24 protein-coding genes and 1 pseudogene are annotated in these 22,626 nt (G+C 72.9%); 13 read left to right on the top strand and 12 right to left on the bottom strand.

Going from position 1 to position 22,626, the window contains the following annotated elements; all coding sequences use genetic code 11:
• Nucleotides 1-65 precede the first annotated feature (65 nt).
• The gene (locus tag O7598_RS02150; protein ID WP_269689782.1) at nucleotides 66-470 is read left to right on the top strand and encodes a VOC family protein; all 405 of its coding nucleotides are present in this window, start codon (nucleotides 66-68) and stop codon (nucleotides 468-470) included.
• 1 nt (nucleotide 471) lies between these two features.
• Here O7598_RS02150 and O7598_RS02145 read toward each other — a convergent pair whose 3' ends face one another.
• Nucleotides 472-1,392, bottom strand: coding sequence for a proline dehydrogenase family protein (locus tag O7598_RS02145; RefSeq protein ID WP_269689781.1), 921 nt, complete (start codon nucleotides 1,390-1,392; stop codon nucleotides 472-474).
• 73 nt (nucleotides 1,393-1,465) lie between these two features.
• Here O7598_RS02145 and O7598_RS02140 point away from each other — a divergent pair, with 73 nt between their 5' ends.
• Genes O7598_RS02140 through O7598_RS02130 form a run of 3 tightly spaced genes read left to right on the top strand, consistent with a single transcriptional unit; the run spans nucleotide 1,466 to nucleotide 3,495 of the window.
• Complete coding sequence (locus tag O7598_RS02140) at nucleotides 1,466-1,741, top strand: hypothetical protein (protein ID WP_269689780.1); 276 nt, start codon at nucleotides 1,466-1,468, stop codon at nucleotides 1,739-1,741.
• A 1-nt stretch (nucleotide 1,742) separates the two neighbouring features.
• Nucleotides 1,743-2,909, top strand: a complete 1,167-nt coding sequence (locus O7598_RS02135; protein WP_269689779.1) for a glutathionylspermidine synthase family protein — start codon at nucleotides 1,743-1,745, stop codon at nucleotides 2,907-2,909.
• Nucleotides 2,910-2,928: 19 nt separating this feature from the next.
• Nucleotides 2,929-3,495, top strand: coding sequence for a CGNR zinc finger domain-containing protein (locus O7598_RS02130; protein ID WP_181570539.1), 567 nt, complete (start codon nucleotides 2,929-2,931; stop codon nucleotides 3,493-3,495).
• A gap of 25 nt (nucleotides 3,496-3,520) precedes the next feature.
• Here the strand turns inward: O7598_RS02130 and O7598_RS02125 are convergent, their stop codons facing one another.
• Entirely contained in the window at nucleotides 3,521-4,327 is an 807-nt protein-coding gene (locus tag O7598_RS02125) for a sugar phosphate isomerase/epimerase family protein (protein ID WP_269689778.1), read from the bottom strand.
• Between the two features lie 75 nt (nucleotides 4,328-4,402).
• Nucleotides 4,403-5,347, bottom strand: coding sequence for a Ppx/GppA phosphatase family protein (locus O7598_RS02120; protein WP_269689777.1), 945 nt, complete (start codon nucleotides 5,345-5,347; stop codon nucleotides 4,403-4,405).
• Between the two features lie 73 nt (nucleotides 5,348-5,420).
• Between O7598_RS02120 and O7598_RS02115 the strand changes: the two genes are divergently transcribed.
• Entirely contained in the window at nucleotides 5,421-6,227 is an 807-nt protein-coding gene (locus O7598_RS02115) for a hypothetical protein (RefSeq protein ID WP_269689776.1), read from the top strand.
• Between the two features lie 45 nt (nucleotides 6,228-6,272).
• On the opposite strand, the gene O7598_RS02110 is transcribed toward O7598_RS02115, so the two are convergent.
• On the bottom strand, nucleotides 6,273-6,851 hold the full coding sequence (locus tag O7598_RS02110; protein WP_269689775.1) for a TetR/AcrR family transcriptional regulator: 579 nt from the start codon (nucleotides 6,849-6,851) through the stop codon (nucleotides 6,273-6,275).
• A 140-nt stretch (nucleotides 6,852-6,991) separates the two neighbouring features.
• Here O7598_RS02110 and O7598_RS02105 point away from each other — a divergent pair, with 140 nt between their 5' ends.
• On the top strand, nucleotides 6,992-7,645 hold the full coding sequence (locus tag O7598_RS02105; protein WP_269689774.1) for an NADPH-dependent F420 reductase: 654 nt from the start codon (nucleotides 6,992-6,994) through the stop codon (nucleotides 7,643-7,645).
• A 42-nt stretch (nucleotides 7,646-7,687) separates the two neighbouring features.
• Here the strand turns inward: O7598_RS02105 and O7598_RS02100 are convergent, their stop codons facing one another.
• The 3 genes from O7598_RS02100 to O7598_RS02090 all read right to left on the bottom strand — a co-directional run bounded on the left by O7598_RS02100 (nucleotide 7,688) and on the right by O7598_RS02090 (nucleotide 10,704).
• Nucleotides 7,688-8,242, bottom strand: coding sequence for a hypothetical protein (locus tag O7598_RS02100; protein WP_269689773.1), 555 nt, complete (start codon nucleotides 8,240-8,242; stop codon nucleotides 7,688-7,690).
• A 527-nt stretch (nucleotides 8,243-8,769) separates the two neighbouring features.
• Nucleotides 8,770-9,453 (bottom strand): response regulator transcription factor, encoded by a 684-nt coding sequence (locus O7598_RS02095; protein ID WP_269689772.1) that lies wholly within the window; start codon nucleotides 9,451-9,453, stop codon nucleotides 8,770-8,772.
• Between the two features lie 21 nt (nucleotides 9,454-9,474).
• Nucleotides 9,475-10,704 (bottom strand): sensor histidine kinase, encoded by a 1,230-nt coding sequence (locus O7598_RS02090; RefSeq protein ID WP_442929913.1) that lies wholly within the window; start codon nucleotides 10,702-10,704, stop codon nucleotides 9,475-9,477.
• A gap of 264 nt (nucleotides 10,705-10,968) precedes the next feature.
• Between O7598_RS02090 and phoU the strand changes: the two genes are divergently transcribed.
• Entirely contained in the window at nucleotides 10,969-11,613 is a 645-nt protein-coding gene (phoU, locus tag O7598_RS02085) for a phosphate signaling complex protein PhoU (RefSeq protein ID WP_269689770.1), read from the top strand.
• Nucleotides 11,614-11,709: 96 nt separating this feature from the next.
• Here the strand turns inward: phoU and O7598_RS02080 are convergent, their stop codons facing one another.
• Nucleotides 11,710-12,477, bottom strand: a complete 768-nt coding sequence (locus O7598_RS02080; RefSeq protein ID WP_269689769.1) for a phosphoglyceromutase — start codon at nucleotides 12,475-12,477, stop codon at nucleotides 11,710-11,712.
• A gap of 151 nt (nucleotides 12,478-12,628) precedes the next feature.
• Here O7598_RS02080 and O7598_RS02075 point away from each other — a divergent pair, with 151 nt between their 5' ends.
• On the top strand, nucleotides 12,629-13,954 hold the full coding sequence (locus O7598_RS02075) for an MDR family MFS transporter (RefSeq protein WP_269689768.1): 1,326 nt from the start codon (nucleotides 12,629-12,631) through the stop codon (nucleotides 13,952-13,954).
• Nucleotides 13,955-14,018: 64 nt separating this feature from the next.
• A complete protein-coding gene (locus O7598_RS02070) occupies nucleotides 14,019-15,266 on the top strand; it encodes an MFS transporter (protein WP_269689767.1) in 1,248 nt (415 codons plus the stop codon).
• A 368-nt stretch (nucleotides 15,267-15,634) separates the two neighbouring features.
• Here O7598_RS02070 and O7598_RS31410 read toward each other — a convergent pair.
• Nucleotides 15,635-15,994 (bottom strand): annotated as a pseudogene (locus O7598_RS31410) (hypothetical protein); the annotation flags it as partial.
• On the opposite strand from O7598_RS31410, the gene O7598_RS31405 reads away from it, so the two are divergent.
• Entirely contained in the window at nucleotides 15,954-16,715 is a 762-nt protein-coding gene (locus tag O7598_RS31405; protein WP_269689765.1) for a hypothetical protein, read from the top strand. The pseudogene O7598_RS31410 and the gene O7598_RS31405 overlap by 41 nt on opposite strands.
• 82 nt (nucleotides 16,716-16,797) lie before the next feature.
• On the opposite strand, the gene O7598_RS02055 is transcribed toward O7598_RS31405, so the two are convergent.
• Complete coding sequence (locus tag O7598_RS02055; protein WP_269689764.1) at nucleotides 16,798-17,331, bottom strand: YbjN domain-containing protein; 534 nt, start codon at nucleotides 17,329-17,331, stop codon at nucleotides 16,798-16,800.
• Nucleotides 17,332-17,379: 48 nt separating this feature from the next.
• Complete coding sequence (gene mshA / locus O7598_RS02050) at nucleotides 17,380-18,741, bottom strand: D-inositol-3-phosphate glycosyltransferase (RefSeq protein ID WP_269689763.1); 1,362 nt, start codon at nucleotides 18,739-18,741, stop codon at nucleotides 17,380-17,382.
• 172 nt (nucleotides 18,742-18,913) lie between these two features.
• Here mshA and O7598_RS02045 point away from each other — a divergent pair, with 172 nt between their 5' ends.
• Together O7598_RS02045 and O7598_RS02040 are read left to right on the top strand one after the other, a co-directional pair.
• A complete protein-coding gene (locus O7598_RS02045) occupies nucleotides 18,914-19,678 on the top strand; it encodes an SDR family NAD(P)-dependent oxidoreductase (RefSeq protein ID WP_269689762.1) in 765 nt (254 codons plus the stop codon).
• Nucleotides 19,678-20,460: a class I SAM-dependent methyltransferase gene (locus O7598_RS02040; RefSeq protein ID WP_269689761.1), complete on the top strand. Its 783-nt coding sequence runs from the start codon at nucleotides 19,678-19,680 to the stop codon at nucleotides 20,458-20,460. The genes O7598_RS02045 and O7598_RS02040 overlap by 1 nt, the downstream gene beginning before the upstream one ends.
• Before the next feature lie 148 nt (nucleotides 20,461-20,608).
• Here O7598_RS02040 and O7598_RS02035 read toward each other — a convergent pair whose 3' ends face one another.
• Entirely contained in the window at nucleotides 20,609-21,700 is a 1,092-nt protein-coding gene (locus O7598_RS02035) for a UDP-N-acetylmuramate dehydrogenase (RefSeq protein WP_269689760.1), read from the bottom strand.
• A 70-nt stretch (nucleotides 21,701-21,770) separates the two neighbouring features.
• Here O7598_RS02035 and O7598_RS02030 point away from each other — a divergent pair, with 70 nt between their 5' ends.
• A complete protein-coding gene (locus tag O7598_RS02030; RefSeq protein ID WP_269689759.1) occupies nucleotides 21,771-22,526 on the top strand; it encodes a maleylpyruvate isomerase family mycothiol-dependent enzyme in 756 nt (251 codons plus the stop codon).
• The last annotated feature ends 100 nt before the right edge of the window (nucleotides 22,527-22,626 follow it).

Raw genomic sequence — 22,626 nt, 5'->3', positions numbered from 1 at the left:
AATGTCATTAGCTTTGCCCGTCAAGGCTTGACCTGAACCCGACCTGAGGTCGCACGATCACCGGCATGCCGATCTCCGCCGACACCCACGTCCGCCTCGCCCGGCCCAGCCGCGACCTGACCGCAGCCGAGCGGTTCTACGCCGACGGCCTGGGCCTGGACGTGCTCTACCGGGGGGCGCCCGACGGGCCGGGCGAATACCACCTGGTCATGCTCGGCCTCCCGGGCGCCGGCTGGCACCTGGAGCTGTTCGGCGGCGCGGCGCTGACCGTCGACCCGCGGCCGGCCGAAAACGACCTGTTCGTGCTCTACCTGGACGGGCCGGTCGAGGACGCGCTGGTGACCGGACTCGAACGGGCCGGCGGGACCAGGGTCTCCGCCGGCCCGTACTGGGACAGGTGGGGGATCGCGTTCGCCGACCCGGACGGCTACCGCCTCGTGCTGTCCACCCGGACCTGGTCGAACGACTGACTCACTTCTTCGACATCACCGCGCGGCCGAAGAACGCCAGGTTGGCCGGACGCTCGGCGAGCCGGCGCATCAGGTAGCCGTACCACTGGTCGCCGTAGGGGACGTAGGTGCGCACGGTGTAGCCCTCGCCGACCAGGCGCGTCTGCTCCTCCGGGCGGATGCCGTAGAGCATCTGGAACTCGAACCGGCCCGGTTCGCGGTCGAACCAGCGCGCCCGGTCCTCGCCGATGGCGATCAGGCGCGGGTCGTGGGTCGCCAGCATCGGGTAGCCGTCGCCCGCCATCAGCACGTTCATGCAGCGCACGTACGACTTGTCGACCTCGCGGGCGGACTGGTAGGCCACCGACTCGGGCTCCTTGTAGGCGCCCTTGCACAGCCGCACCCGCGAGCCGGCGGCGGACAGCTCGCGGCAGTCCGACTCGGTGCGCCGCAGGTAGGCCTGGAGCACCGCACCGGTCGACGGGTGGTCCTTGCGCAGCTTGGCGAGGATGTCCAGCGTCGAGTCGGTGGTGGTGTGGTCCTCCATGTCCAGGGTGACAGTGGTGCCCACCGCGTCGGCCGCCGCGCAGATCTGGCGCGCGTTGTCGTACGCGAACTGCTCGTCGAACGCCTGGCCGAGCGCGGACAGCTTCACGCTGACCTCGGCGGCCGGGGTGAGCCCGGCGGCGCCGAGCAGACGGAGGAGTGTGAGGTATTCGTCCCGGGTGGCGGTCGCCTGCTCACCGGTGGTGGTGTCCTCGCCCAGATAGTCGAGGGTGACCGCTTGGCCGTCGGCGACGAGTGCGCGGGTCGCGCGCAGCGCGTCGTCGGTGCCGGCGCCGGCGACGAACCGGCGGACGACGTCCCGGGTGAACGGGGCCGTCGCGACGAGCCGCTCCACCTGGGATGACCGGGAGGCGGCGAGGATGACGGAACGGAGCATGAGCCGAGCGTAACGCCCACCCCCGACCCCCCGCCGGGCAGCCGAAGTAGCGACGATCGGCTACAACGTTCACGTGGAACGACACCCCCGACGCCGCCTCCGCTCCGCCACCGTGCAGCTCGGCGCGCTCACCGCGCTGGCGCTCGCGCTCTCCGGCTGCAACAACGGCTACGACGACGACGATGACGACTGCGCGCTCGGCCCGGCCGGCGGCGGTGGCGACACCGTCGCGGTGGCCCTGCGGGTTCCCGCGCCGGCCACGGCCGCGCGCGGCGACGCCGCCCCGGCCGCCGCCGCGCTGCCCGAGCGCGGCGGCTTCGGCTCCCACCTCGCCTCCTGCGGCGGCTGACGTGCGCCGGGAGGCGAGCACGCCGCGCCCCGAGTGGGACGACACCATCCGGGCCCAGGGCCTGGTGTACGTCGACACCGAGCTGCCCGACGGCGAGATCATGTCGTACTGGGACGAGACGGCCGCGTACGCCTTCACGCTGGACGAGGTGCTGCGGCTGGAGGAGGCGACCGAGGAGCTGCACCGGATGTCGGTGGCCGCCGCCGAACACGTGGTGGCCCGCCGCCGCCACACCGAGTTCGGCATCCCGGAGTGGGCCGCCGAGGCGGTCGCCCGCTCGCTGCGGGAGGGCCCGCCGACGCTCTACGGCCGCTTCGACCTCGCCTACGACGGCAGTTGGCCGCCGAAGATGCTGGAGTACAACGCCGACACCCCGACCGCGCTGGTCGAGGCGAGCATCGTGCAGTGGTACTGGCTGGAGGACGCCCGCCCGGACGCGGACCAGTGGAACAGCCTGCACGAGCGGCTGGTCGGCGCGTGGGCCCGGATCGGCGCCGGGCTGCACGAGCCCCGGGCGCACGTGGTCTGGTCGAACGAGGAGGAGTCGGGCGAGGACCAGATCACCGCCGGCTACCTGGCCGAGACCGCCCGCCAGGCGGGGCTGGACGTGACGCTCATGCCGATCCAGCGGGTCGGCTGGGACGGGCGGCGCTTCGTCGACGCCGACGACCGGCCGATCACCACCTGCTTCAAGCTCTACCCGTGGGAGTGGATGCTGGCCGAGCCGTACGGGCCGCCGGCGCTGGACCCGGGCACCCCCACCACCTGGATCGAGCCGGCCTGGAAGTTGCTGCTGTCGAACAAGGCGCTGCTGGCCGTGCTCTGGGAGCTGTATCCCGGGCACGAGTTCCTGCTGCCCGCCTACCTCGACTCGCCGCGCGGGATGACCGAGTACGTGGCCAAGCCGCTGCTCGGCCGCGAGGGCGGGTCGGTACGCATCGTCACCGGCGGCTCCGAGATCACCAACCCAGGGATCTACGGCGACGAGGGTTTCTGCTTCCAGGAGTTCCGGGCGTTGCCCCAGTTCGCGGGCAATCACACAGTGCTCGGCAGCTGGATCGTCGACGGCGAGTCGGCCGGCGCCGGGGTCCGCGAGAGCGAGAGCCTCATCACAGACGGTTACGCGCGGTTTCTACCCCACTACATCGACGCGCCACGCCCGGTCTGAGTCGTCTACCGTTGGGGTCGTGAACTTCGACGCGTACGCCCGGACCGGGGTCGAGCTCGTCAACGCCCGGCTGGACGACCTCGACGGCCTGCGGGCCCTCTTCCCGGACGAGAACGCCTGGATGCGCGACGAGGTCGCGGAACGGGACCTGGCGATCTTCCGCCGGGCGCAGAAGCGCCTGCGGGACGTCTTCGAGTACGGCACCTCAGGAAGGGACGCCGACGCGGTGACCGAGCTGAACGCGCTGCTGGAGGCGTTCCCGGTGCAGCCGCGCATCTCCGGCCACGACTCCTCCGACTGGCACATGCACGTGACCAGCCGGGGCGCCTCGGTCTCCGCCGAATACCTGGCCGGCGCGGTCTGGGGCCTGTCGGTCTGGCTCTGCGAGTACGGCAGCGCCCGCTTCGGCGTCTGCGCGGACGAGCGCTGCGGCAACGTCTACCTGGACACCTCGTCCAACTGCTGCCGGCGGTTCTGCTCGGAGCGCTGCGCCACCCGCTCCCACGTGGCCGCGCACCGGGCCCGCAAGCGGGCCGCGGTCGGCGAGCAGGCCGTCCCGGCCCAGCCGCTCGCCCCGGTCAGCTGACCTTCGGCGGCCGGCCGGGCTCCGGTCAGACGTCGACCGGCGAGGGGGCGGTCAGGTTCGCGCGGGCGAACTCCAGCGACTCGCGCAGGTCCGCCTCGCGGACCGCGCGGCTCTTCGCGCCCCGGGTGGTCACCTCCACCGCGACCGAGCCGGTGAAGCCGCGCCCGGCCAGCGACCGGAGCAGCTCCGCGCAGGGCTGACCGCCCCGACCGGGCACCAGGTGCTCGTCGCGCCCCTCTCCGGTGCCGTCACCCAGGTGCACGTGCGCCAGCCCGGCGCCCATCCGGTCGGCCATCGCGAGCGCGTCGGTGTGCGAGGCCGCGCAGTGCGACAGGTCCAGCGTGTAGGAGGCGTAGCCGGTGTCGGTCGGATCCCAGCCCGGCACGTACGGCACGAACTGCCGGCCGGCCATCCGCACCGGGAACATGTTCTCCACCGCGAAACGCAGACCGCCGAACTGCCCGCCGATGGCGTCCAGCCCGTCAGCGAACGTGCGCGCGTAGTCACGCTGCCAGGTGAACGGCGGGTGCACCACCACGGTGGGCGCCTCCAGCGTCTCGGCCAGCTCGGCGGCCCGCCGCAGCCGCTCCCACGGGTCGGGGCTCCACACCCGTTGGGTGACCAGCAGGCAGGGCGCGTGCACCGAGAGCACCGGCACGCCGTAGTGCTCGGAGAGCCCCCGCAGCGCGCCCGCGTCCTGGCTCACCGGGTCGGTCCAGACCATCACCTCGACGCCGTCGTACCCGAGCGCGGCGGCGAGCTGGAACGCCGCCGCGGTCCGTTCCGGAAAGACCGAGGACGTGGACAGGAGCACCGGGACGCGGGAAGTCACACCCCTCAGGGTAGCCGCACCCGTGGGGAAGCATCGGGACGAGCAGCCGCAAAGCGCCCAGAGCGGCCGCGCGGATCACATCGGCGCGAGCTGATCCAGCCGGCGCAGGATGACCCCCTCGCGCAGCGCCCAGGGGCAGATGTCGAGGCACTCCACGTCCAGCCGGCGCATCACCGCCTCGGCCACCACCGCGCCCGCCAGGAGCTGGTGCGCCCGCTGCGCGCTGACCCCCTCCAGCTCGGGCAGGTGGGTCGGCGGGATGTGCCGGACGAAGCCCAGCACCTGCCGCAGCCCGGTGCGGGTCAGGCTGCGCCGGGCCCACAGGCCCGCGCCGGACGGCGCGGCCCCGGCCAGCCGGGCCAGCGTGCGGAACGTCTTCGAGGTGGCCACCGGACGCTCCCAGCCCACCTCGGTCAGCTGCTTCACCACCGGGTCGAGCTGCGCGTCCACGTACTCCCGGAGGTCCTCCACGGCCTCGGCGGACGGCGGCATCAGACCGGCCGGGTCGACCGCCAGCCGCTCCCGACTGAGCCGGCCCGCGCCGAGCGGCAGCGAGATCGCGACGTCCGGGTGCTCGTCGATGCCGGCGGCCAGCTCCAGCGAGCCGCCGCCGATGTCGAGCGCCAGCAGCCGGCCCGCGGACCAGCCGAACCACCGCCGCACCGCGAGGAACGTCATCCGCGCCTCGTCCGCGCCGGAGAGCACCTCCAGGCGTACGCCGGTCTCGTCACGGACCCGGGCCAGCACCTCGGCGGCGTTGGTGGCGTCGCGGACCGCGCTGGTGGCGAACGCCAACAGATCCTCGGCACCCAGCCCGTCGGCCGCCGCCCGGGCCATGCCGACGGCCTTGACCAGCCCGTCCGCGCCGGCGCCGGTCAACGCGCCGTCCGGGCCGATCTGCTCGGCCAGCCGGAGCACCACCTTCTCCGAGTGCGCCGGCCAGGGATGCGCGCCGTGGTGGGCGTCGACCACCAGCAGATGCACCGTGTTGGAACCGACGTCGAGGACACCCAGTCGCATGCAAGAACCCTAGGCGCAACACGTTTCGTCGGCTCGCCGGCCGGCCGGGGTGACCGCGCGTACGCTGGTCCGGGTGACAGGGCAGATCGAGCTTCACGTGCTGGTGGACGACCCGGCCGACCCGCGCAGCCGCGAGGTCGGGCTGGACTTTCCCCGGGAGTGGATCGAGTTCGCCGACCCGGCCGACCCGAAGCACGTGGTCCGGGCCGACCTGACCTGGCTGCTCTCCCGCTGGACGTGCATCTTCGGCTCGGGCTGCCACGGCATCGTGAAGGGCCGGGCGGCCGACGGGTGCTGCTCGCACGGCGCGTTCTTCACCGACGCCGACGACGAGAAGCGGGTCCGGGCGGCGGTCAAGCGCCTCACGCCGGAGACCTGGCAGCACTTCCGTCGCGGCTTCAAGAACTGGACCGAGAACGACACGGTCGACGGCAAGACACCGGCCCGGCGCACGGCCACCCGCGACGTGGACGCGCCGTGCGTGTTCCTCAACGACGCCGACTTCCCCGCCGGGGGCGGCTGTGCGCTGCACGCCCAGGCGCTGCGCGACGGGGTGCACCCGCTGGAATACAAGCCCGACGTCTGCTGGCAGCTGCCGGTCCGCCGGGACCAGGAGTGGCACAAGCGGCCGGACAACACCAAGGTGCTGATCTCCACGCTCGCCGAGTTCGACCGGCGCGGCTGGGGTGCCGGCGGTCACGACCTCGACTGGTGGTGCACCTCCTCGACCGACGCGCATGTCGGCGCCGACCCGATGTACGTCTCCTACGGTCCGGAGCTGACCGCGCTGATCGGTGCGCCCGCGTACGCGAAGCTGGCCGAGCTCTGTGCCGCCCGCCAACGCCAGGGCCAGATCGCCCCCCACCCCGCCAGCGAGTAAGGAAGGGCCCCCTCTTAACGCCTCCGGTAGAGGAAGGGGCCCCTCTTAACGCTTCGGCAGCGCCGCGTCGACCAGGGCGCGGGCGGTGCTGCGGGCTGCCTCGGCGATCGCCGGGTCGCCGTCGAGCACGCCGCCGGCCAGGCCGCCGTCGAGCAGCAGGGTGAGCTGCCGGGCCAGCAGCTCCGGCTCGGCCGCCCCGGCCTGCCGGGCCAGGTCGGTCACCCAGGCCCGCACCGCGTTCTTGTGCGCGACCGTGCGGGCGTGCACCGGGCTGCCGGCGGGTGACTCGGCGGCGGTGTTGATGAACGCGCAGCCGTGGTAACCCTCCCGGCGGCAGGCGCCGGTGAGCGCGTCGAACATCCCGACGAGTTGCGCGCGAGGGTCGTCACCGGCGGCCCCAGCGGCGGCGTGCAACGCGCCGGACCAGGCCTGGTCGACCTTGTCCAGGTACGCCAGGACCAGGTCGTCCTTGCTCGGGAAGTGCTTGTAGAGCGTGGCCTTGGCGACGCCCGACTCGGCGATCACCGTGTCGACGCCGACGCCGCGCGGCCCGTACGCGTAGAAGAGCCGGAACGCGGTCTCCAGGATGCGGTCCCGGGCGGTGCCGGCGGGGGTACGGGCCATCGGTCCTCCCTGTCGTGGTCCGCCGAAGTCTACAGACAGGTACGTCTTCTTCACGCTTCCAGTAGACAGACCTGTCTGTTAGTCTCGACCGCACGAGGCGGGCGCATCGGCGCCCCCCGATTCCGGAGGACGGATCCGACATGCGCATCGCAGTACTGGGCACCGGCATGGTGGGCCGCGCCGTCGCCGCCCGCGCGGCCGAGCTGGGGCACGAGGTGGTCGTCGGCACGCGAGACGTTGCCGCCACCCGTGGCGGGGAGTGGGGCGGGTGGGCCGCCGACCACCCCGGCATCACCCTCGCCGGCCACGCCGACGCCACCGCCGAGGCCGACCTGGTGGTGAACGCGACGAACGGCGACGGCTCCCTCCCCGCCCTCGACGCGGCGGGGGCGGAGAACCTGGCCGGCAAGATCCTGCTCGACATCGCGAACCCGCTCGACTTCAGCCAGGGCTTCCCGCCCACCCTGTCGGTCGTCAACGACGACTCGCTCGGCGAGCGGATCCAGCGCGCGTTCCCGCGTACCCGGGTGGTGAAGGCGCTCAACACGCTCACCGCCGACCTGATGGTCCACCCTCGGCAACTCGCCGACGGGGACCACAGCATCTTTGTGTCCGGCGACGACGCCGACGCGAAGAGGGTGGTCACCGAGCTGCTGACCAGCTTCGGCCACACCGACGTGATCGATTTGGGCGACATCACCACGGCGCGGGGCACCGAGATGCTGCTGCCGATCTGGCTGCGCCTCTACGGCCGGCTGGGCACGGCGCTGTTCAACGTCAAGGTCGTGCGCTGAAGGCCGGCACCCGTTCTCGGGTGCCGGCCTTCGCGTGTGTGCTTACTTGGTCCAGTGCTGGTTGACCAGGTCGGTGGCCTGCTTCTCCCACTGCGCGTACGCGTCCGGGTAGGCCGAGACCTGCACGGTCTGGGCGGCCTTGGTCAGCGGCATGTCCTGCCAGCCGTCGACCTGCTTCAGGCCCTTGAGGAACGCAAGCGTCGAGTACTCGGGGTCGGTGATCTGCTCCGGGCTACCCCAACCGGAGGAGGGGCGCTGCTGGAACAGGCCCAGCGAATCGTGATCGTTCTTGTCGCCGAGGTGGCCCAGGTTCTCCAGCTTCGACTCCTGCAAGCTGGTGGCGATCGAGACGACCGCGGCGCGCTCGGGCAGGCCGGCCTTCTTCGTCGCGGCGATGATCGCCTTGACGTTGGCGGTCTGCTCGTCGTTCAGGCTGATGGTCGACTGCTCACCCTGCACCGTGGCGACCGCGACCGGCTTGGTCGAGGCGGCGTGGGCGGGGGTGTCGGCGTGCGCGGCGATCGGACCGGCGAACACACCACCGGTGAAAGCCAGACCAGCAATACCGAGAATGCTCTTACGCAGGATCGTGTTCATGAGGGGCTCCATTCGGGGGTCGACGCACCACCGTCCGGGGGGACGGGAGTGCGGGGGCACCGTCAGGCGCTCAAAGATCAAGGGGTCCGGCTGCTCGCGTTGCGGCGCCGGGAGTGTGTGTAACGACCGGGCGGCCACCGTCATTCCCTCGGGGGGCGGGGCCATGGGGCTTGCCTTCCTCGGTCGTTCACCGGGTTACAACGCCCCGCCCCCGCCGACGATTCCGTCGTCAGCGTGCCGCCCACCACCGCCGAACCGGATATCGGGCCCAGTCGGCGCATCCCGCGCCCTGCCCGACCCCGCAACGTCGTCGATCTTGGAGTTGCGGCGCCATGATATGTCAGATTTCGACCATTATCGGAAGTGCCACAAGTCCAAGATCGACGACGGCCAGGCCGGAGGGCGCGAGCTGGCGCCATCGGCGGATCGGCGGGGCTGGGCGGGTGCTGTGGCGTTAGGAGGGGGCCCCTCTTATGCAGAATGCGTTAACAAGGGGCCCCTCCTAACGCACGGCGCAGGTAGGGCGCTCACGGCTCGAACTTGTAGCCCAGACCTCGTACGGTGACGATGTAGCGCGGCGTGGACGGCTCCGGCTCGATCTTGGAGCGCAACCGCTTCACGTGCACGTCAAGCGTCTTGGTGTCGCCCACGTAGTCGGCGCCCCACACCCGGTCGATGAGCTGACCCCGGGTGAGCACCCGGCCGGCGTTGCGCAGCAGCAGCTCCAGCAGCTCGAACTCCTTGAGCGGCAGCTGGACACCGGCCCCGTCCACGGTGACCACGTGCCGTTCGATGTCCATCCGGACCGGGCCGGCGGCCAGGGTGGGCGCGCCCGTCTCGTTCGCCTCGGCGCTCTGCCGGCGCAGCACCGCCCGGATCCGGGCGACCAGCTCACGCGGGGAGTACGGCTTGGTCACGTAGTCGTCGGCGCCGATCTCCAGGCCGACCACCTTGTCGATCTCACTGTCCCGGGCGGTGACCATGATGATCGGGACGTGCGACCGCTGGCGGAGCTGGCGGCACACCTCGGTGCCCGACATCTCCGGCAGCATCAGGTCGAGCAGCACGATGTCCGCGCCGGTCCGGTCGAACTCGGTGAGGGCGGAGGTGCCGGTCGCGGCGACGGAGACCTCGAACCCCTCCTTGCGGAGCATGTAGGACAGGGCGTCGGAGAACGACTCCTCGTCCTCGACCACCAGTACGCGGCTCAACGGGTGTTTCCTTTCCTGTGGTCAGACCTGCCGGAGCTCGGCCGGGCCGGCCTCGATCCCAGCGGAGGCGAGTGTCGCCTCCAGGTCGTCCGGGGGGCGGGCAGGCAGCCGGAGGGTGAACGTCGACCCACCACCAAGAGTGCTCGACACATCCACCCGGCCGCCATGGTTGCTGGCGATGTGTTTGACGATGGCCAGCCCCAGGCCGGTGCCGCCGGTCGAGCGCGAGCGGGCCTGGTCGGCGCGGTAGAAACGCTCGAAGATCCGGTCGACCTCGTTCGGGGCGATGCCGATGCCCTGGTCGGCCACCGCGATCTCGACGTGCTCGTCGGCGCCCCGCACGGTCACCCGGACCGTGGTGTCCTCGGCCGAGTAGTTGACCGCGTTCTCCACCAGGTTCGCCACCGCGGTGGCGAGTTGGCTGTCACTGCCGTACACGGTCAGGCCCCGCTGCCCGCCCACGACGATCTCCACCCGGCGGGCGGTGGCCGCGGTGCGGGTCCGGTCGACCACCTCGGCGAGCACCCAGTCCACGGAGACCGGTTCGGGTGCGGGCTGCGGCTCGGCGCCCTGGAGCCGGGTGAGTTCCAGCAGCTCCTGCACCAGCCGGCCGAGCCGGGTCGACTCGTGCTGGATCCGCTCGGCGAAGCGCCGCGCGGCGACCAGGTCCTCGGACAGGTCGGGCGCGCCGTCACCGGTCGGTTCGGTGGCGTCCACCAGCGCCTCGGCGAGCAGTTGCAGGGCGCCGATCGGGGTCTTCAGTTCGTGGCTGACGTTGGCCACGAAGTCCCGGCGCACCCGGGCCAGGCGGTGCGACTCGGTGACGTCGACAGCCTCGATCGAGACGTAGCCGGCACCCAGCCCCATGGCGCGCAGGTGCACGCCGAGCGGGTTGTCACCGGCGCTGTCGCGGCCCCGGGGCAGGTCGAGCTCGATCTCGCGACGCACCCCCGTGCGGCGGACCTGGCCGGCGAGGGTACGGATCAGGGGGTGCGCCGCGATCGCGCCCGGCCCCGGCCCGGCCCGGAGCAGGCCCATCGCCCGGGCGGCCGGGTTCACCAGCACGGGCACGTCGTCGGAGTCGAGCACCACCACGCCGGCGCGCAACGAGTCGATCGTCTTGCGGCCGAGCCCGGATAGGCCCCCCTGCTGGTCGTCCGGAATCGTCGGCCTCCCTGCGTCACGACGGGAGGTCCCGCCGCCCCGCGACGCCCGGAGGCGCCGCCACTCCCCTATCGGCCCGGACAGCATCGCCCCGGCGACCAGTCCGGTCACCAGCGCCACGGCCACCGCGATGGCCACCGCCCATTCCACCCGGCGATCGTAGGGTCATTGTTAACCCAGAGATCGGTCACAAAGGGACGAATCACTCTCGCTTCCGGGAATGTTCACCCACGGGTCCCGCGTCGTTCATCCGCGTTCACCCTGGTGCCGGCCGTCCGGCCTACCGTGGGGCGCGCACCTGCTCACGCCGTACCCGAACCGGGCAACGGCCACCGACCCCAGGAAGTGACGATGCGCGACGAGTTCCGGGCCGACCTGCAGATTGTCAGCCAACTGCTGGTGGACATGGCCGAGGCGGTGCGCGCGGCCATGCGGCAGGCCACCAGAGGGCTGCTCACCGCCGACCGCGCGGCGGCCGAGACGGTGATCGCGCGGGACGCCGAGATCGACGAGCTGTACAAGCACGTGGAGGAGCGGGTCTGCGATCTGCTGGCCCGGCAGGCGCCGGTCGCCTCCGACCTGCGCGCCATGATCACGGCCCTGCACGTGGCCGCCGACCTGGAGCGGATGGGCGACCTGGCCGACCACGTGGCGAAGACGGCGTTGCGCCGGCACCCCTCGCCGGCGGTGCCGGCCGAGCTGCGGCCGGTCTTCACCGACATGGCCGGCATCGCCGACCGGATGGCCGAGAAGATCGGCGCCGTGCTGGCCAAGCCCGATGCCGACGTCGCCGCGGAGTTGGACCGGGACGACGACGCGATGGACGACCTGCACAAGAGCCTCTTCGGCGTGCTGCTCGGCGAGGACTGGCCGTACGGGGTGGAGACCGCGATCGACGCCACCCTGCTGGGCCGCTTCTACGAGCGTTTCGCCGACCACGCGGTGAACGCCGGCGAACACGTGGTGTACCTGATCACCGGCGCCCCGTCGGCCTGACCCACCGGGGGTAAGGAGGGGCCCCTTCTTAACAGGGGAGTGTTAAGAAGGGGCCCTTCCTCTACCGGAGGCGTTAAAAGGGGGCCCCGCCTTACATCAGCGGCCCTGGTTGGCCACCGCGGCGGCGGCCGCCTTGGCGGCTTCGGGGTCCAGGTAGGTGCCGCCCAGGACCTGGGGGCGCAGGTCGGGGTCCAGGTCGTAGCGCAGCGGGATGCCGGTCGGGATGTTCAGCTTGGCGATCGCCTCGTCGGAGATCTGGTCGAGGTGCTTGACCAGCGCGCGCAGCGAGTTGCCGTGCGCCGCCACCAGCACCGTCCGGCCGGCCAGGATGTCCGGCACGATCGAGTCGTACCAGTAGGGCAGCATCCGCTCGACGACGTCCTTGAGGCACTCGGTGCGCGGCATCAGCTCGGTCGGCAGCAGCGCGTACCGGGGGTCGCCGACCTGCGACCACTCGTCGTTGTCGTCGATCGGCGGCGGCGGCGTGTCGTACGACCGGCGCCAGAGCATGAACTGCTCCTCGCCGTACTCGTCGAGGGTCTGCTTCTTGTTCTTGCCCTGGAGGGCGCCGTAGTGGCGCTCGTTGAGCCGCCAGGAGCGGCGCACCGCGATCCAGTGCCGGTCGGCGGCGTTCAACGCCAGCTCGGCGGTGCGGATCGCCCGGCGCATCACGCTGGTGTGCACCACGTCCGGCAGCAGGCCGTGCTCGCGGAGCAGCTCGCCGCCGCGCCGCGCCTCGGTCTCACCCTTGGCGGTCAGGTCGACGTCGACCCAGCCGGTGAAGAGGTTCTTGGCGTTCCAGTCGCTCTCGCCGTGCCGCAGCAGGACCAGCGTCCCGATGGTGGGTCCTTCGCTCGCAGTCATGCGGATCATCCTGCCGTACCGGCCGGGCGGACACGCGGGGACCTGTGGTGACGACCACCACGTGGAAATGCGGATGACCGACGTTCCGGCGCGGCACTAGGTTGTAAGGCGTCCGAGATTGATCGGTCATTACCGAACGGGGGGCGTCGGGATGCGGACGGTGCGGGGTTGGTTCCGGGACACGGCGGGCGGGCTGCCGCGTTCCTTCTGGTACCTCTGGACCGGCACGCTGATCAACCGGCTCGGCTCGTTCGTGCTGATCTTCCTCGCCATCTACCTGACCCGGGAGCGGGACTTCTCGGCCGCGCAGGCCGGCCTGGTGATCGGGCTCTGGGGAGTGGGTGGCGCGGTCGGCACCACCGTCGGCGGCACCCTCACCGACCGCTGGGGCCGGCGACCCACGCTGCTCACCGCGCACCTCGGCGCGGCCACCATGATGGTCGCGCTCGGCCTGGCCCGGCCGCTCTGGGCGGTGGCGGTGGGCGCGCTGCTGCTCGGCATGTTCGCCGAGGCGGCCCGCCCGGCCTTCGGCGCCATGATGATCGACGTGGTGCCGGAGAAGGACCGGCTCCGCGCGTTCTCGCTGAACTACTGGGCGATCAACCTCGGCTTCGCCTGCGCCGCCGTGCTGGCCGGTCTCGCCGCCGAGGCCGGCTACCTGCTGCTCTTCCTGGTGGACGCGGCCACCACGCTGGTCACCGCGCTGATCATCTTCACCCGGGTCCGGGAGACCCTGAACCGGCCGGCCGCCCCGGTCACCAAGGGCGCAACGGCGCCGGCCGGAGCGCTGCGCACCATCCTGCGCGACCGGGTGTTCCTCGGCTTCGTGGCGCTCAACCTGTTCGCCGCGCTGGTCTTCCTCCAGCACATCTCGATGCTGCCGATCGCCATGGTCGACTCCGGGCTCAGCCCGGCCACCTACGGCTCGGTGATCGCGCTCAACGGCGTGCTCATCGTGATCGGGCAGCTCTTCGTGCCCCGCCTCATCCGCGGCCGGAGCCGGTCGCACGTGCTGGCGCTCGCCGCACTGATCATGGGGGTCGGCTTCGGGCTCACCGCGTTCGCCGACACGATCTGGCTCTACGGCCTCACCGTGCTGATCTGGACGGTCGGCGAGATGCTCAACTCGCCCTCCAACGCCACCCTGATCGCCGAGCTGTCGCCGGCCGCGCTGCGCGGCCGCTACCAGGGCGTGTTCTCGCTCTCCTGGCAACTCGCCGGGGCCTCCGCGCCGATCCTCGGCGGCCTGCTGCGCGAGCACGGCGGAAACACCGAGCTGTGGCTGGCCTGCGCCGGCATCGGCGCGGTGACGGCGGTGGCGCACCTGGTCTCCGGCCCGGCCCGGGAGCGGCGCGCCACCCAGCTCCGCGTGGCCGGCGCCCCGGTCGCGCCGGTCACCCTGGCCCGCACCCCGGCGCCCGAGGCGGCCGAGGCCGCGGCCGCGTCACCCGCCGAGCAGGTCCGGGTCGGTTCCTGAGTACGCCGACCGGCTGGGTACGGTACCGGGGGCGTATCGGTAAGGAAACCTTCCTGGAGGACGGGTGCGCGGCCTGCGGCGCTGGTGGGACGACACGGCCGGCGGACTGCCCGCCACCTTCTGGTACCTCTGGTCGGGGCTGCTGGTCAACCGGGCCGGCGCGTTCGCGCTGCTGTTCCTGTCGCTCTACCTGACCTCCGCCCGGGGCGCCTCGCCGTCGCTGGCCGGGCTGGTCGTCGGCGCGTACGGGATCGGTGGTGCCGGCGGCACGCTGCTCGGCGGCGTGCTGGCCGACCGGTGGGGCCGGCGGTCCACGCTGCTCGCCGCCCACCTCGCCGCGGCCGGGCTGATGACGGCGCTGGCGTTCAGCCGGCACCTGGCGGTGATCGCCGCGCTGGCCGCGCTGGTCGGGGTGGCGCACTCGATGCCCAGCCCGGCGTTCGTGGCGGCCATCGTGGACGTGGTGCCGGAGGCCCGCCGGTCCCGCGCGTTCAACCTCCAGTTCTGGGCGTTCAACCTGGGCATGGCCGTCGCCTCGCTGCTGGCCGGGGTGCTCGCCGAGGCCAGCTTCCTGGCGCTGTTCCTGGTCGACGCCGGGGCCACCCTGACCGCGGCAGTGGTCATCGCGCTCAAGGTGCCGGAGACACTCGACCGCCGGGCGGTGACCCCACGGGCGGTGCTGGGCCGGCGGCCCGGGCTGCACACGGCGCTGACCGATCGCACCTTCCTCGCCTTCGTCGGGCTGACCTTCCTGCTCGCCGTGCTGACCATGCAGACGTCGACGATCATGCCGCTGGCGATGCGCGCGGACGGCCTGCGCCCGACCGCGTACGGGCTGGTGGTGGCGCTCGGCGGGGCGCTGATCGTGGCCGGGCAGCTCTTCGTGCCGAAGCTGATCGAGCCGTACCGGAAGTCGACAGTGCTGGCCGTCTCCACCGGGTTGATGGCGCTCGGGTTCGGCACGCTGACCGTCGCCGACGGGTTGCCGCTCTATCTCGGCGCGGCGGTGGTCTGGACGGTCGGGCAGATGCTCGCCGCCCCGCCGAACGCGCAGATCAACGCGGATCTGGCCCCACCGGAACTGCGGGCCCGCTACCAGTCGGTGTTCTACCTGACGTTCCCGGCGGCGTCCTTCGTGGCGCCGGCGCTCGGCGGGCTGAGCCTGGAGCACCTCGGCGAGCGGCACTGGCTGGTGGTGGGCGGGCTGGGCCTGTGCGCCGCGGCCGGGCACCTGCTCGCCGGCGGGCCACGCGAGCGCCGGGTCGCCGCGTTGCGGGCCGCGGCCCGGCGGCCGGAGGAGGTCCGGCGGTGAGAACGGCAGAGCGCCCACCCCGACCCCCGTCGAGATGGGCGCTCGTACCGTACGCCCGGCGGCGGCGGGCGACACTCACCCCCGTAAGCGTCGCCCGCTCGCGCCGCCGGTTACCACGGGCGGCACCGTCCCCCAACGGTGTGCTCCACCCGATCCTCGCGTCTCGCTTGCGCGGATCTGATCGATCCGCCGCTCCCCCGAACGAAAACAAGCGTGACGCGGTGCAATAAAGTTAGTTCGCCCGGATTCCGGATTCAACCCAGATCGCTGTCTTACCCGTCACAGCATCCGTGTCGGGAATCCGGCTGCCCCTGCTGTGGTCTCCGCGATGGCCAACGTCGGGTTCCCGGCGACCATTCCCGTAAACCTCAGCCGTCCTCGCGATTCGGGTTCTCGGTCCGGAAGAAGTTGCTCTGCCGGCCGTCCCGCATCTGCTCCTGGTAGATCAGGTTGAGCCGACGCGAGTCGAACGTGCGGAACCAGTCGTCCCAGGTGACCTCCCGGATCCGGCTGCTCTCCCGGTAACCCGGCATGTTGAAGGTCAGCACCCCGGGCCGGTCGCCCCGCTCGGTGCCGGCAATGGTGGCCGGCTTCGCGCCCCGGGCGCGGGCCCAGCGCTGGATCACCTCGTGGTCGCGGGTCACCAGGCTGCGCCCCGGACGCTCCGGACGATCCGCGAGCGACGTGATGAGCTGCGAGGACCCGATCGACCGGCTGGACGCGGGCCCCCGTGTCGGCGCGGCCTGCGCGCGAGTGGACGCCCTACTCGGCGCGGCCGTTGCCTTCGGCCGAGCGACCTTGGCGCGGGCCGGGGCGGCCTTGGCGCGCGCGGGCGCCGCCTTCGCCCGAGCCGATGTGGCCTTCGCCCGCGCGGGTACCGCCTTCGCCCGAGCCGGAGCGGTCTTCGCGCGCGAGGGAGCAGCCTTGGCGCGAGCGGCCTTCGCCCGGGCGGGGGCCGCCTTGGCGCGAGCCGGGGCGGCCTTCGCCCGAGTGGGCGTGGCCTTCGCCCGCGCCGGGATCGCCCTGGCCCGCGACGACGTGGCCTTCGCCCGCGCGGGGGCCGCCTTGCGCGTACCCGTCGCCTTGGCCCTGGCCCCGGTCGCCCGCGCGGCCGGCGCGGACTTGGCCGGGCTCTTCCGCGCCGCCGTGGTCTTCTTCGCGGCGCTGGACCTGCGGGTGGCGGAAGCCCGACCGGCCGGGCCGGTGCTCCGCCGCGCCGCGCCGCCGCGCCCCTCCGCGCGCATGGTGCGCGCGAGCGTCTTCACCAGCTCCGGCTTCCGCAGCGCGGAGATCCCGGAGACCCCACGCCGGCGGAGCTGGCCCCGGATGTCGTCGACCTTCATCCGGGAGATCTCGGACTCCGACACCGTCGGGGTGTTCGGGGTCTGGTTACCGGTTTGCCGCTTCGTCCGGGTCGCAGTCGTGCCGCGACCTGAGCTGTTGCGCTGAGCCATGGGACACGCTCCTCGACAGTCCGTCCTCGGCCCGCGGTGGGTCCCAGTGCTCCGCACCGCGCGGTGCGGCATACCCGTCAGGAGGGCTCCGAACCTCCGGCGGTCGAGCCGGCCGGCGCCGAGGGCTCGAAGAGGTGGGCGAACGCGGCCAGGTTGGCGGTCGACTCGCCCCGCTTCACCCGCCACTCCCACTCCCGGCGGATGGCGGTGCCGAAGCCGATCTCCAGCATGCTGTCGAAGGACTCGTCCGCGTAGGTGAGCACGGAGCCGAAGAGGCGGTCCAGCTCGTCGGCGTCGAGCCCGGCCAGGTTGACCCGGCCGGTCAGGTAGACGTCGCCGGCCGCGTCGATGGAGAACGAGACGCCGTACATCCGCGCGTTGCGCTGGAGCAACCAGGCCCACAGCTCCTCGCGACGCTCGTCGGGCTGGCGCATCACGAACGCCTCGATCCGCAACGCGTGCTCCCCGACGATCAGGTTGCAGATCGTCTTGAGCTTGTGCGTGCCCGGCAGGGTCACCGCGTACGACGCCTCGCCGGTGGACTCCCACTGAAGCTCGCGCTCCGCGCAGACGGCCTCGATCAGCGCGGCGACCTCACTCGTACGGCTCATCGCACCCACTCTACGGTCGCCCCACGCCGGCTGCCGGGCGGCGGTGTGTCACCAGGAACAGGCGAGCGCCGGGTCGCCGAGCCGACCGGCCAGCCGGGCCCGGTGCTCGGTGATCGCGTTGCCGTAGACCGCCAGCAGCCCGGACACCGTCCGGTGCCAGGAGAAGTCGCGGGCGTGCCGCTCGGCGCCCACGGCCAGGGCGGCCCGACGCATCCGCTCGGGAAGCAGGCCGGCCAGTGCCCGGGCCCAGTCGACCGGGTCGTGCCCGTCGATGAGCATCCCGCTGACGCCGTCGCGGACGGCGGTGACCAGGCCGCCCACGGCGGCGGCCAGCACCGGCGTGCCGCAGGCCTGCGCCTCCAGCGCGACCAGCCCGAACGACTCGTTGTGCGAGGGCACGGCGACCAGGTCGGCGGCGCGGTAGAGGGCGGGCAGGTCCGCGCCGGTCTGCGGCGGGAGGAAGCGGATCCGGTCGGCCACGCCGAGCGAGTGGGCCAGTTCCATCAGCGCGGTGGGCCGGTCCAGCCCGCTGCCGCTCGGGCCGCCGCAGATCACCACGGTCAACTCGTCGGCGAGCGCGGGGTCCCGTTCGCGCAGCGCGGCGACGGCGCGGACCAGCACGTCCGGGGCCTTGAGCGGCTGGATCCGGCCGACGAACGCGACCACGTAGCCGTGCGCCGGCAGACCGAGGCGGCGACGGGCGGCGCGCATCGCCGACTCCCGGTCACCGCGCGCGGGGCGGAACCGGTCCAGGTCCACGCCGGGCTCGACCACGGCGACCCGGCCGGGGTCGGCCGCGTACCGGTCGAGCAGGTCACGGGCCTCCACCCGGGTGTTGGCGACCAGCCGGTCGGCCTCGGCGACCACCTGCTCCTCGCCGATCACCCGGGCCTTCGGCTCGGGTCGGTCGCCGGCGGCGAGCCGGGCGTTCTTGACCTTGGCCAGGGTGTGCGCGGTGTGCACCAGCGGCACGCCCCAGCGCTCCTTGGCCAGCCAGCCGACCTGGCCGGAGAGCCAGTAGTGCGAGTGGATCAGGTCGTAGTGGCCGGGCGGGCGGGCCGCCTCGGCGCGCAGCACGCCGGCGGTGAAGGCGCAGAGCTGACCGGGCAACTCCTCCTTCGTCAGCCCTTCCAACGGACCGGCGGTGACGTGCCGGACGGTCACCCCGGGCGCCATCTCGACCACCGGGGGCAGGTCACCGGAGGTGGCCCGGGTGAAGATCTCTACCTCCACGTCGGCCTCGGCCAGTCGTCGGGCGACCTCCAGGATGTAGACGTTCATGCCGCCCGCGTCGCCCGTGCCGGGCTGGTGCAGCGGCGAGGTGTGCACCGAGAGGGTGGCGATGCGGCGCGGCCGGGGCCACGGCAGGGAACCTCGCTGACGACCGACACCGGTGTGCACATCCGCCACGTCCGCTCCCTCTGTCACGGTTGATGCCGTCCCGCACGACCGGCGCCTCTCGGGTCAACCCGCACGCCGGGTGTCATCTTCCCCATCGGGGTTCGGAAATGCCTGCGGCGGGTTCCCCGGCGTGACGGACCTCATCGCGGCGGGACACGGGACGGCGGGGCAGAATGTCCGGATGACCTCAGTCGCCATCGTCACCGGAGCGTCCAGCGGGATCGGCGCGGCCACCGCCCGCCGGCTGGCCGCGGAGGGTTTCCACGTGCTCGCCGCGGCGCGGCGTACCGACCGGTTGGCCGCGCTGGTCGCCGAGATCGAGGCGGCCGGCGGCGTCGCCACCGCGGTGGCCTGCGACGTGACATCGGACGAGTCGGTCGCCGGCCTGGCCGCCACGGCGGACGCCGCGCCCGGCCCGGTCACCCTGCTGGTGAACAACGCCGGCGGCGCCCGCGGCTTGGACCCGGTGGAGACCGCCGACGTCGGCGACTGGCAGTGGATGTACGACGTCAACGTGCTCGGCACGCTGCGGGTCACCAAGGCGCTGCTGCCCGCGCTGGAGCGTTCCGGGGCCGGCACCGTGGTGATCGTCAGCTCGACCGCCGGGCACGTCGTCTACGAGGGTGGCGGTGGCTACACGGCGGCCAAGCACGCGCAGACCGCGATCGCCGGGACGCTCCGGCTGGAGCTGTCCGGCCGGCCGGTCCGGGTGGTCGAGATCGACCCGGGCATGGTGAAGACCGAGGAGTTCGGGCTGGTCCGTTTCGGCGGCGACGCGGACCGGGCCGAGGCGGTCTACGCCGGGGTGGCCGAACCGCTGGTCGCCGACGACGTGGCCGACTGCGTCGCCTGGTGCGCCACCCGCCCGCACCACGTCAACGTGGACCAGCTCGTGGTCCGACCGCTGGCCCAGGCCGCCCAGCACAAGGTCCACCGGACGTCCTAGTGGAGCGGCCGCTCGGGGTGGTCACCCGGGGCACGACGAACCCCAACCGGCTCCGGCGGGTGGACAACTGGATCGTCACGGCCTGCGGCGACGCGCTGCGCGCCGCCGCCGACCCGCTCGTGGTGGACCTGGGCTACGGCGCCAGCCCGGTCACCCCGGTCGAGCTGCGGAGCCGGCTCGTCGCCGGGGTCCGCGCGGACGTCCGGGTGGTCGGGCTGGAGATCGATCCGGTACGCGTGGCCGCCGCCCAGCCGGCCGCCGACCCGCCCGGGTTGACGTTCGCCCGGGGCGGCTTCGAGCTGGCCGGGCTGCGTCCCGCACTGGTCCGGGCATGCAACGTGCTGCGCCAGTACGACGAGGGCGAGGTCACCGACGCCTGGCGCACGATCACCGGCCGGCTGGCGCCCGGCGGGTTGCTGGTCGAGGGCACCTGCGACGAGTTGGGGCGGCTCGGTGCCTGGGTGCTGCTGGACGCCGCCGGCCCGCGCACGCTCACGCTGGCCGCGAAGCTGACCACGCTGGAGAGCCCGGCCACGCTCGCCGAGCGGCTGCCGAAGGCGCTGATCCACCGCAACGTGCCGGGTGAGCGCGTGCACGAGCTGCTCGACGCGCTGGAGCACGCCTGGCGCTCCGCCGCCGGCTACGCCCCGTTCGGCCCCCGCCAGCGCTGGCTGCACGCGGTGACGGCGCTCAAGGAGTCGGGCTGGCCGGTCCTCGACCGCCCGAGCGCCTGGCGCCACGGCTACCTGACCCTCCCCTGGCCCGCCGCGTCCCCCACCTGACCCCTCGTTCCCGCCCCGCCCCGCCCCGCCCCGCCCCGGCGATCTTGCAGTTTCGGCCCCCGGAACGCGGCATTAACGAGGATTGTCCGGGCCGAAAGTGCAAGATCGACGCGCTGAGGGGGCGGGGCGAGGGAGGCAGGGGTGGGGGTCAGATGGTGCAGTTGACCAGGACGGGTTCGGGGTGGAGGGGGACGCCGAAGCGGGCGTGCACGCCGTCGCGGATCTCCCGGGCCAGGGTCACCAGGGCGGCGGTGCTGGCCGTGCCGGACCGGTTGGTGAGCGCCAGCGTGTGCTTGGTGGAGATGGCCACGCCCTCCGGGCCGGCGTACCCCTTGCCGAAGCCGGCCTTGTCGATGAGCCAGGCCGCGCTGACCTTCACCACGTCGCCGGCGCCCGGCCAGTGCGGTGGCTCGCCGAGGTCGGCGGCGCGCTCCCGGAGCAGCTCGTACGCCTCGCGGTCGAGCACCGGGTTGGTGAAGAACGAGCCCACCGACCAGGTGTCCGGGTCGGCGGCGTCGAGCACCATGCCCTTGCCGGCGCGCAGCCGGCGCACGGTGGCCCGGGCGTCGGCGAGCGGCACCCGGTCACCGACCTCGACGCCGAGCGCGCGGGCGAGTTCGGCGTAGCGGACCGGGCCGGAGAGCGGCGAGCGGGTGAGCCGGAAGTCGACCGAGAGCACCACCCAGCGGTCGCTGTACTTGAAGACGCTGCCCCGGTAGGCGAACCCACAGTCGGCGGCCGGGATCCGGACCACCTCGCGGTGCGTGCGGTCGTACGCCTCGACCGCGACGATCGTCTCGGCGACCTCCTGGCCGTACGCGCCGACGTTCTGGATCGGCGTCGCGCCGGCCGAACCGGGGATGCCGGAGAGGCATTCCAGCCCCGCCCAGCCGCGTTCGACGGTGGCGGCGACCAGCTCGTCCCACGGCTCGCCGGCGGCCACCCGTACCGTCAGGGTGTCGCCGTCGGTGGCGACGACCTCGAAGCCCCGGGAGCGGACGAGCACGACGGTGCCCGGGAAGCCCTGGTCGCCGATCACCACGTTGCTGCCGCCGGCCAGCACCAGCACGGCCTGTTCGCGGGCCTCCGCCTCCTGCACCTTACGGACGATCCCGGCGGCGTCGTCGGCGATCTCCAGCCGACCGGCCGGGCCGCCGAGGCGTAGGGTGGTGTAGCGCGCCAGGGTGCCCGGGTCGGTCGGTCCGGTGGCGGTCGTCGGTTCGGCGTAGACGTCTGACACGCCTTTCACCCTAGGCTGAGGGCTAGCCGCGGCACCCACTGGTGGCCCGGTCACCCCCGGGAGGATGGCGATGAGCAGACTGCACCACACGAAGGACTTCTGGATCGGCGCGTTGCGGACGGAGGGTCCGGCGTTCGCCGCGGCCGTGACGGAGGCGCCTCCGGAGACACCGGTGCTGTCCTGTCCCGGCTGGACGGTCACCGATCTGGCCCATCACCTGACCCGGACCTACGTCTGGGTGGGCACGGTGCTGACCGCCGGCGCCACCACCCGCCCGGAGCGGCACGACCCGGAGCCGCCGGCCGGTCTCACCCCGGCCCAGTGGTACGCGCAGGAGTACGAGCGGCTCACCGCGCTCCTGGACGGCCTGGACCCGGAGACGCCGGCCTGGAACTTCGCCCCGCAGCCGAAGAAGGCCGGTTTCTGGCCGCGCCGGGTGGCGCACGAGACCGCGGTGCACCGCTGGGACGCCCAGCTCGCCATCGGCGCGGGCGACCCGATCGAGTCCAAGCTCGCGGCCGACGGGGTGAGCGAGGTGCTGGACACCTGGCTGCCCGCGGGCCGGCGGGTCAACTCCGGCCCGTGGCACGGGGTCGTCCAGTTGACCGCGACCGACGCCGCCCAGGAGTGGTATCTGCGGCTGCGCGGCGAGGGGGTGGCGTTGCTGGACACCGCGACGATCCTGGACCACGACGACCACCGGGCCCGGGCGCAGGTGACCGGCACGGCCAGCGACCTGCTGCTGGCGTTGATGGGCCGGATCAGCTTCGACGCGTTGGGGGTGGCTGGCGACCGGAGCCTGCTGAACGGGCTGCGGGTGGGCTGACACAGCACCCGATACCGGGCGGAGAGGGGCGTTGATCGCCCCTCTCCGCTTTTTTCGGACGCCATGAGAGCGCTCTCTTGACACGGTCCCGGGCCAACCA

Source organism: Micromonospora sp. WMMC241, from assembly GCF_027460165.1.
Classification (GTDB): Bacteria; Actinomycetota; Actinomycetes; order Mycobacteriales; family Micromonosporaceae; genus Micromonospora; species Micromonospora humi.
Note: the sequence above shows the minus strand (reverse complement) of the source record. Positions and strands in the feature narration are given on the sequence as shown.

Bases quoted from the DNA above. Each gene is read 5' to 3' on its own strand.
- O7598_RS02150 (WP_269689782.1), top strand. From the start codon at position 66: ATGCCGATCTCCGCCGACACCCACGTCCGCCTCGCCCGGCCCAGCCGC.
- O7598_RS02145 (WP_269689781.1), bottom strand. From the start codon at position 1,392: ATGCTCCGTTCCGTCATCCTCGCCGCCTCCCGGTCATCCCAGGTGGAG.
- O7598_RS02120 (WP_269689777.1), bottom strand. From the start codon at position 5,347: ATGCGACTGGGTGTCCTCGACGTCGGTTCCAACACGGTGCATCTGCTG.
- O7598_RS02110 (WP_269689775.1), bottom strand. From the start codon at position 6,851: ATGGCCCGTACCCCCGCCGGCACCGCCCGGGACCGCATCCTGGAGACC.
- O7598_RS02105 (WP_269689774.1), top strand. From the start codon at position 6,992: ATGCGCATCGCAGTACTGGGCACCGGCATGGTGGGCCGCGCCGTCGCC.
- O7598_RS02100 (WP_269689773.1), bottom strand. From the start codon at position 8,242: ATGAACACGATCCTGCGTAAGAGCATTCTCGGTATTGCTGGTCTGGCT.
- O7598_RS02090 (WP_442929913.1), bottom strand. From the start codon at position 10,704: ATGCTGTCCGGGCCGATAGGGGAGTGGCGGCGCCTCCGGGCGTCGCGG.
- phoU (WP_269689770.1), top strand. From the start codon at position 10,969: ATGCGCGACGAGTTCCGGGCCGACCTGCAGATTGTCAGCCAACTGCTG.
- O7598_RS02080 (WP_269689769.1), bottom strand. From the start codon at position 12,477: ATGACTGCGAGCGAAGGACCCACCATCGGGACGCTGGTCCTGCTGCGG.
- O7598_RS02075 (WP_269689768.1), top strand. From the start codon at position 12,629: ATGCGGACGGTGCGGGGTTGGTTCCGGGACACGGCGGGCGGGCTGCCG.
- O7598_RS31405 (WP_269689765.1), top strand. From the start codon at position 15,954: ATGAGCTGCGAGGACCCGATCGACCGGCTGGACGCGGGCCCCCGTGTC.
- O7598_RS02055 (WP_269689764.1), bottom strand. From the start codon at position 17,331: ATGAGCCGTACGAGTGAGGTCGCCGCGCTGATCGAGGCCGTCTGCGCG.
- O7598_RS02045 (WP_269689762.1), top strand. From the start codon at position 18,914: ATGACCTCAGTCGCCATCGTCACCGGAGCGTCCAGCGGGATCGGCGCG.
- O7598_RS02030 (WP_269689759.1), top strand. From the start codon at position 21,771: ATGAGCAGACTGCACCACACGAAGGACTTCTGGATCGGCGCGTTGCGG.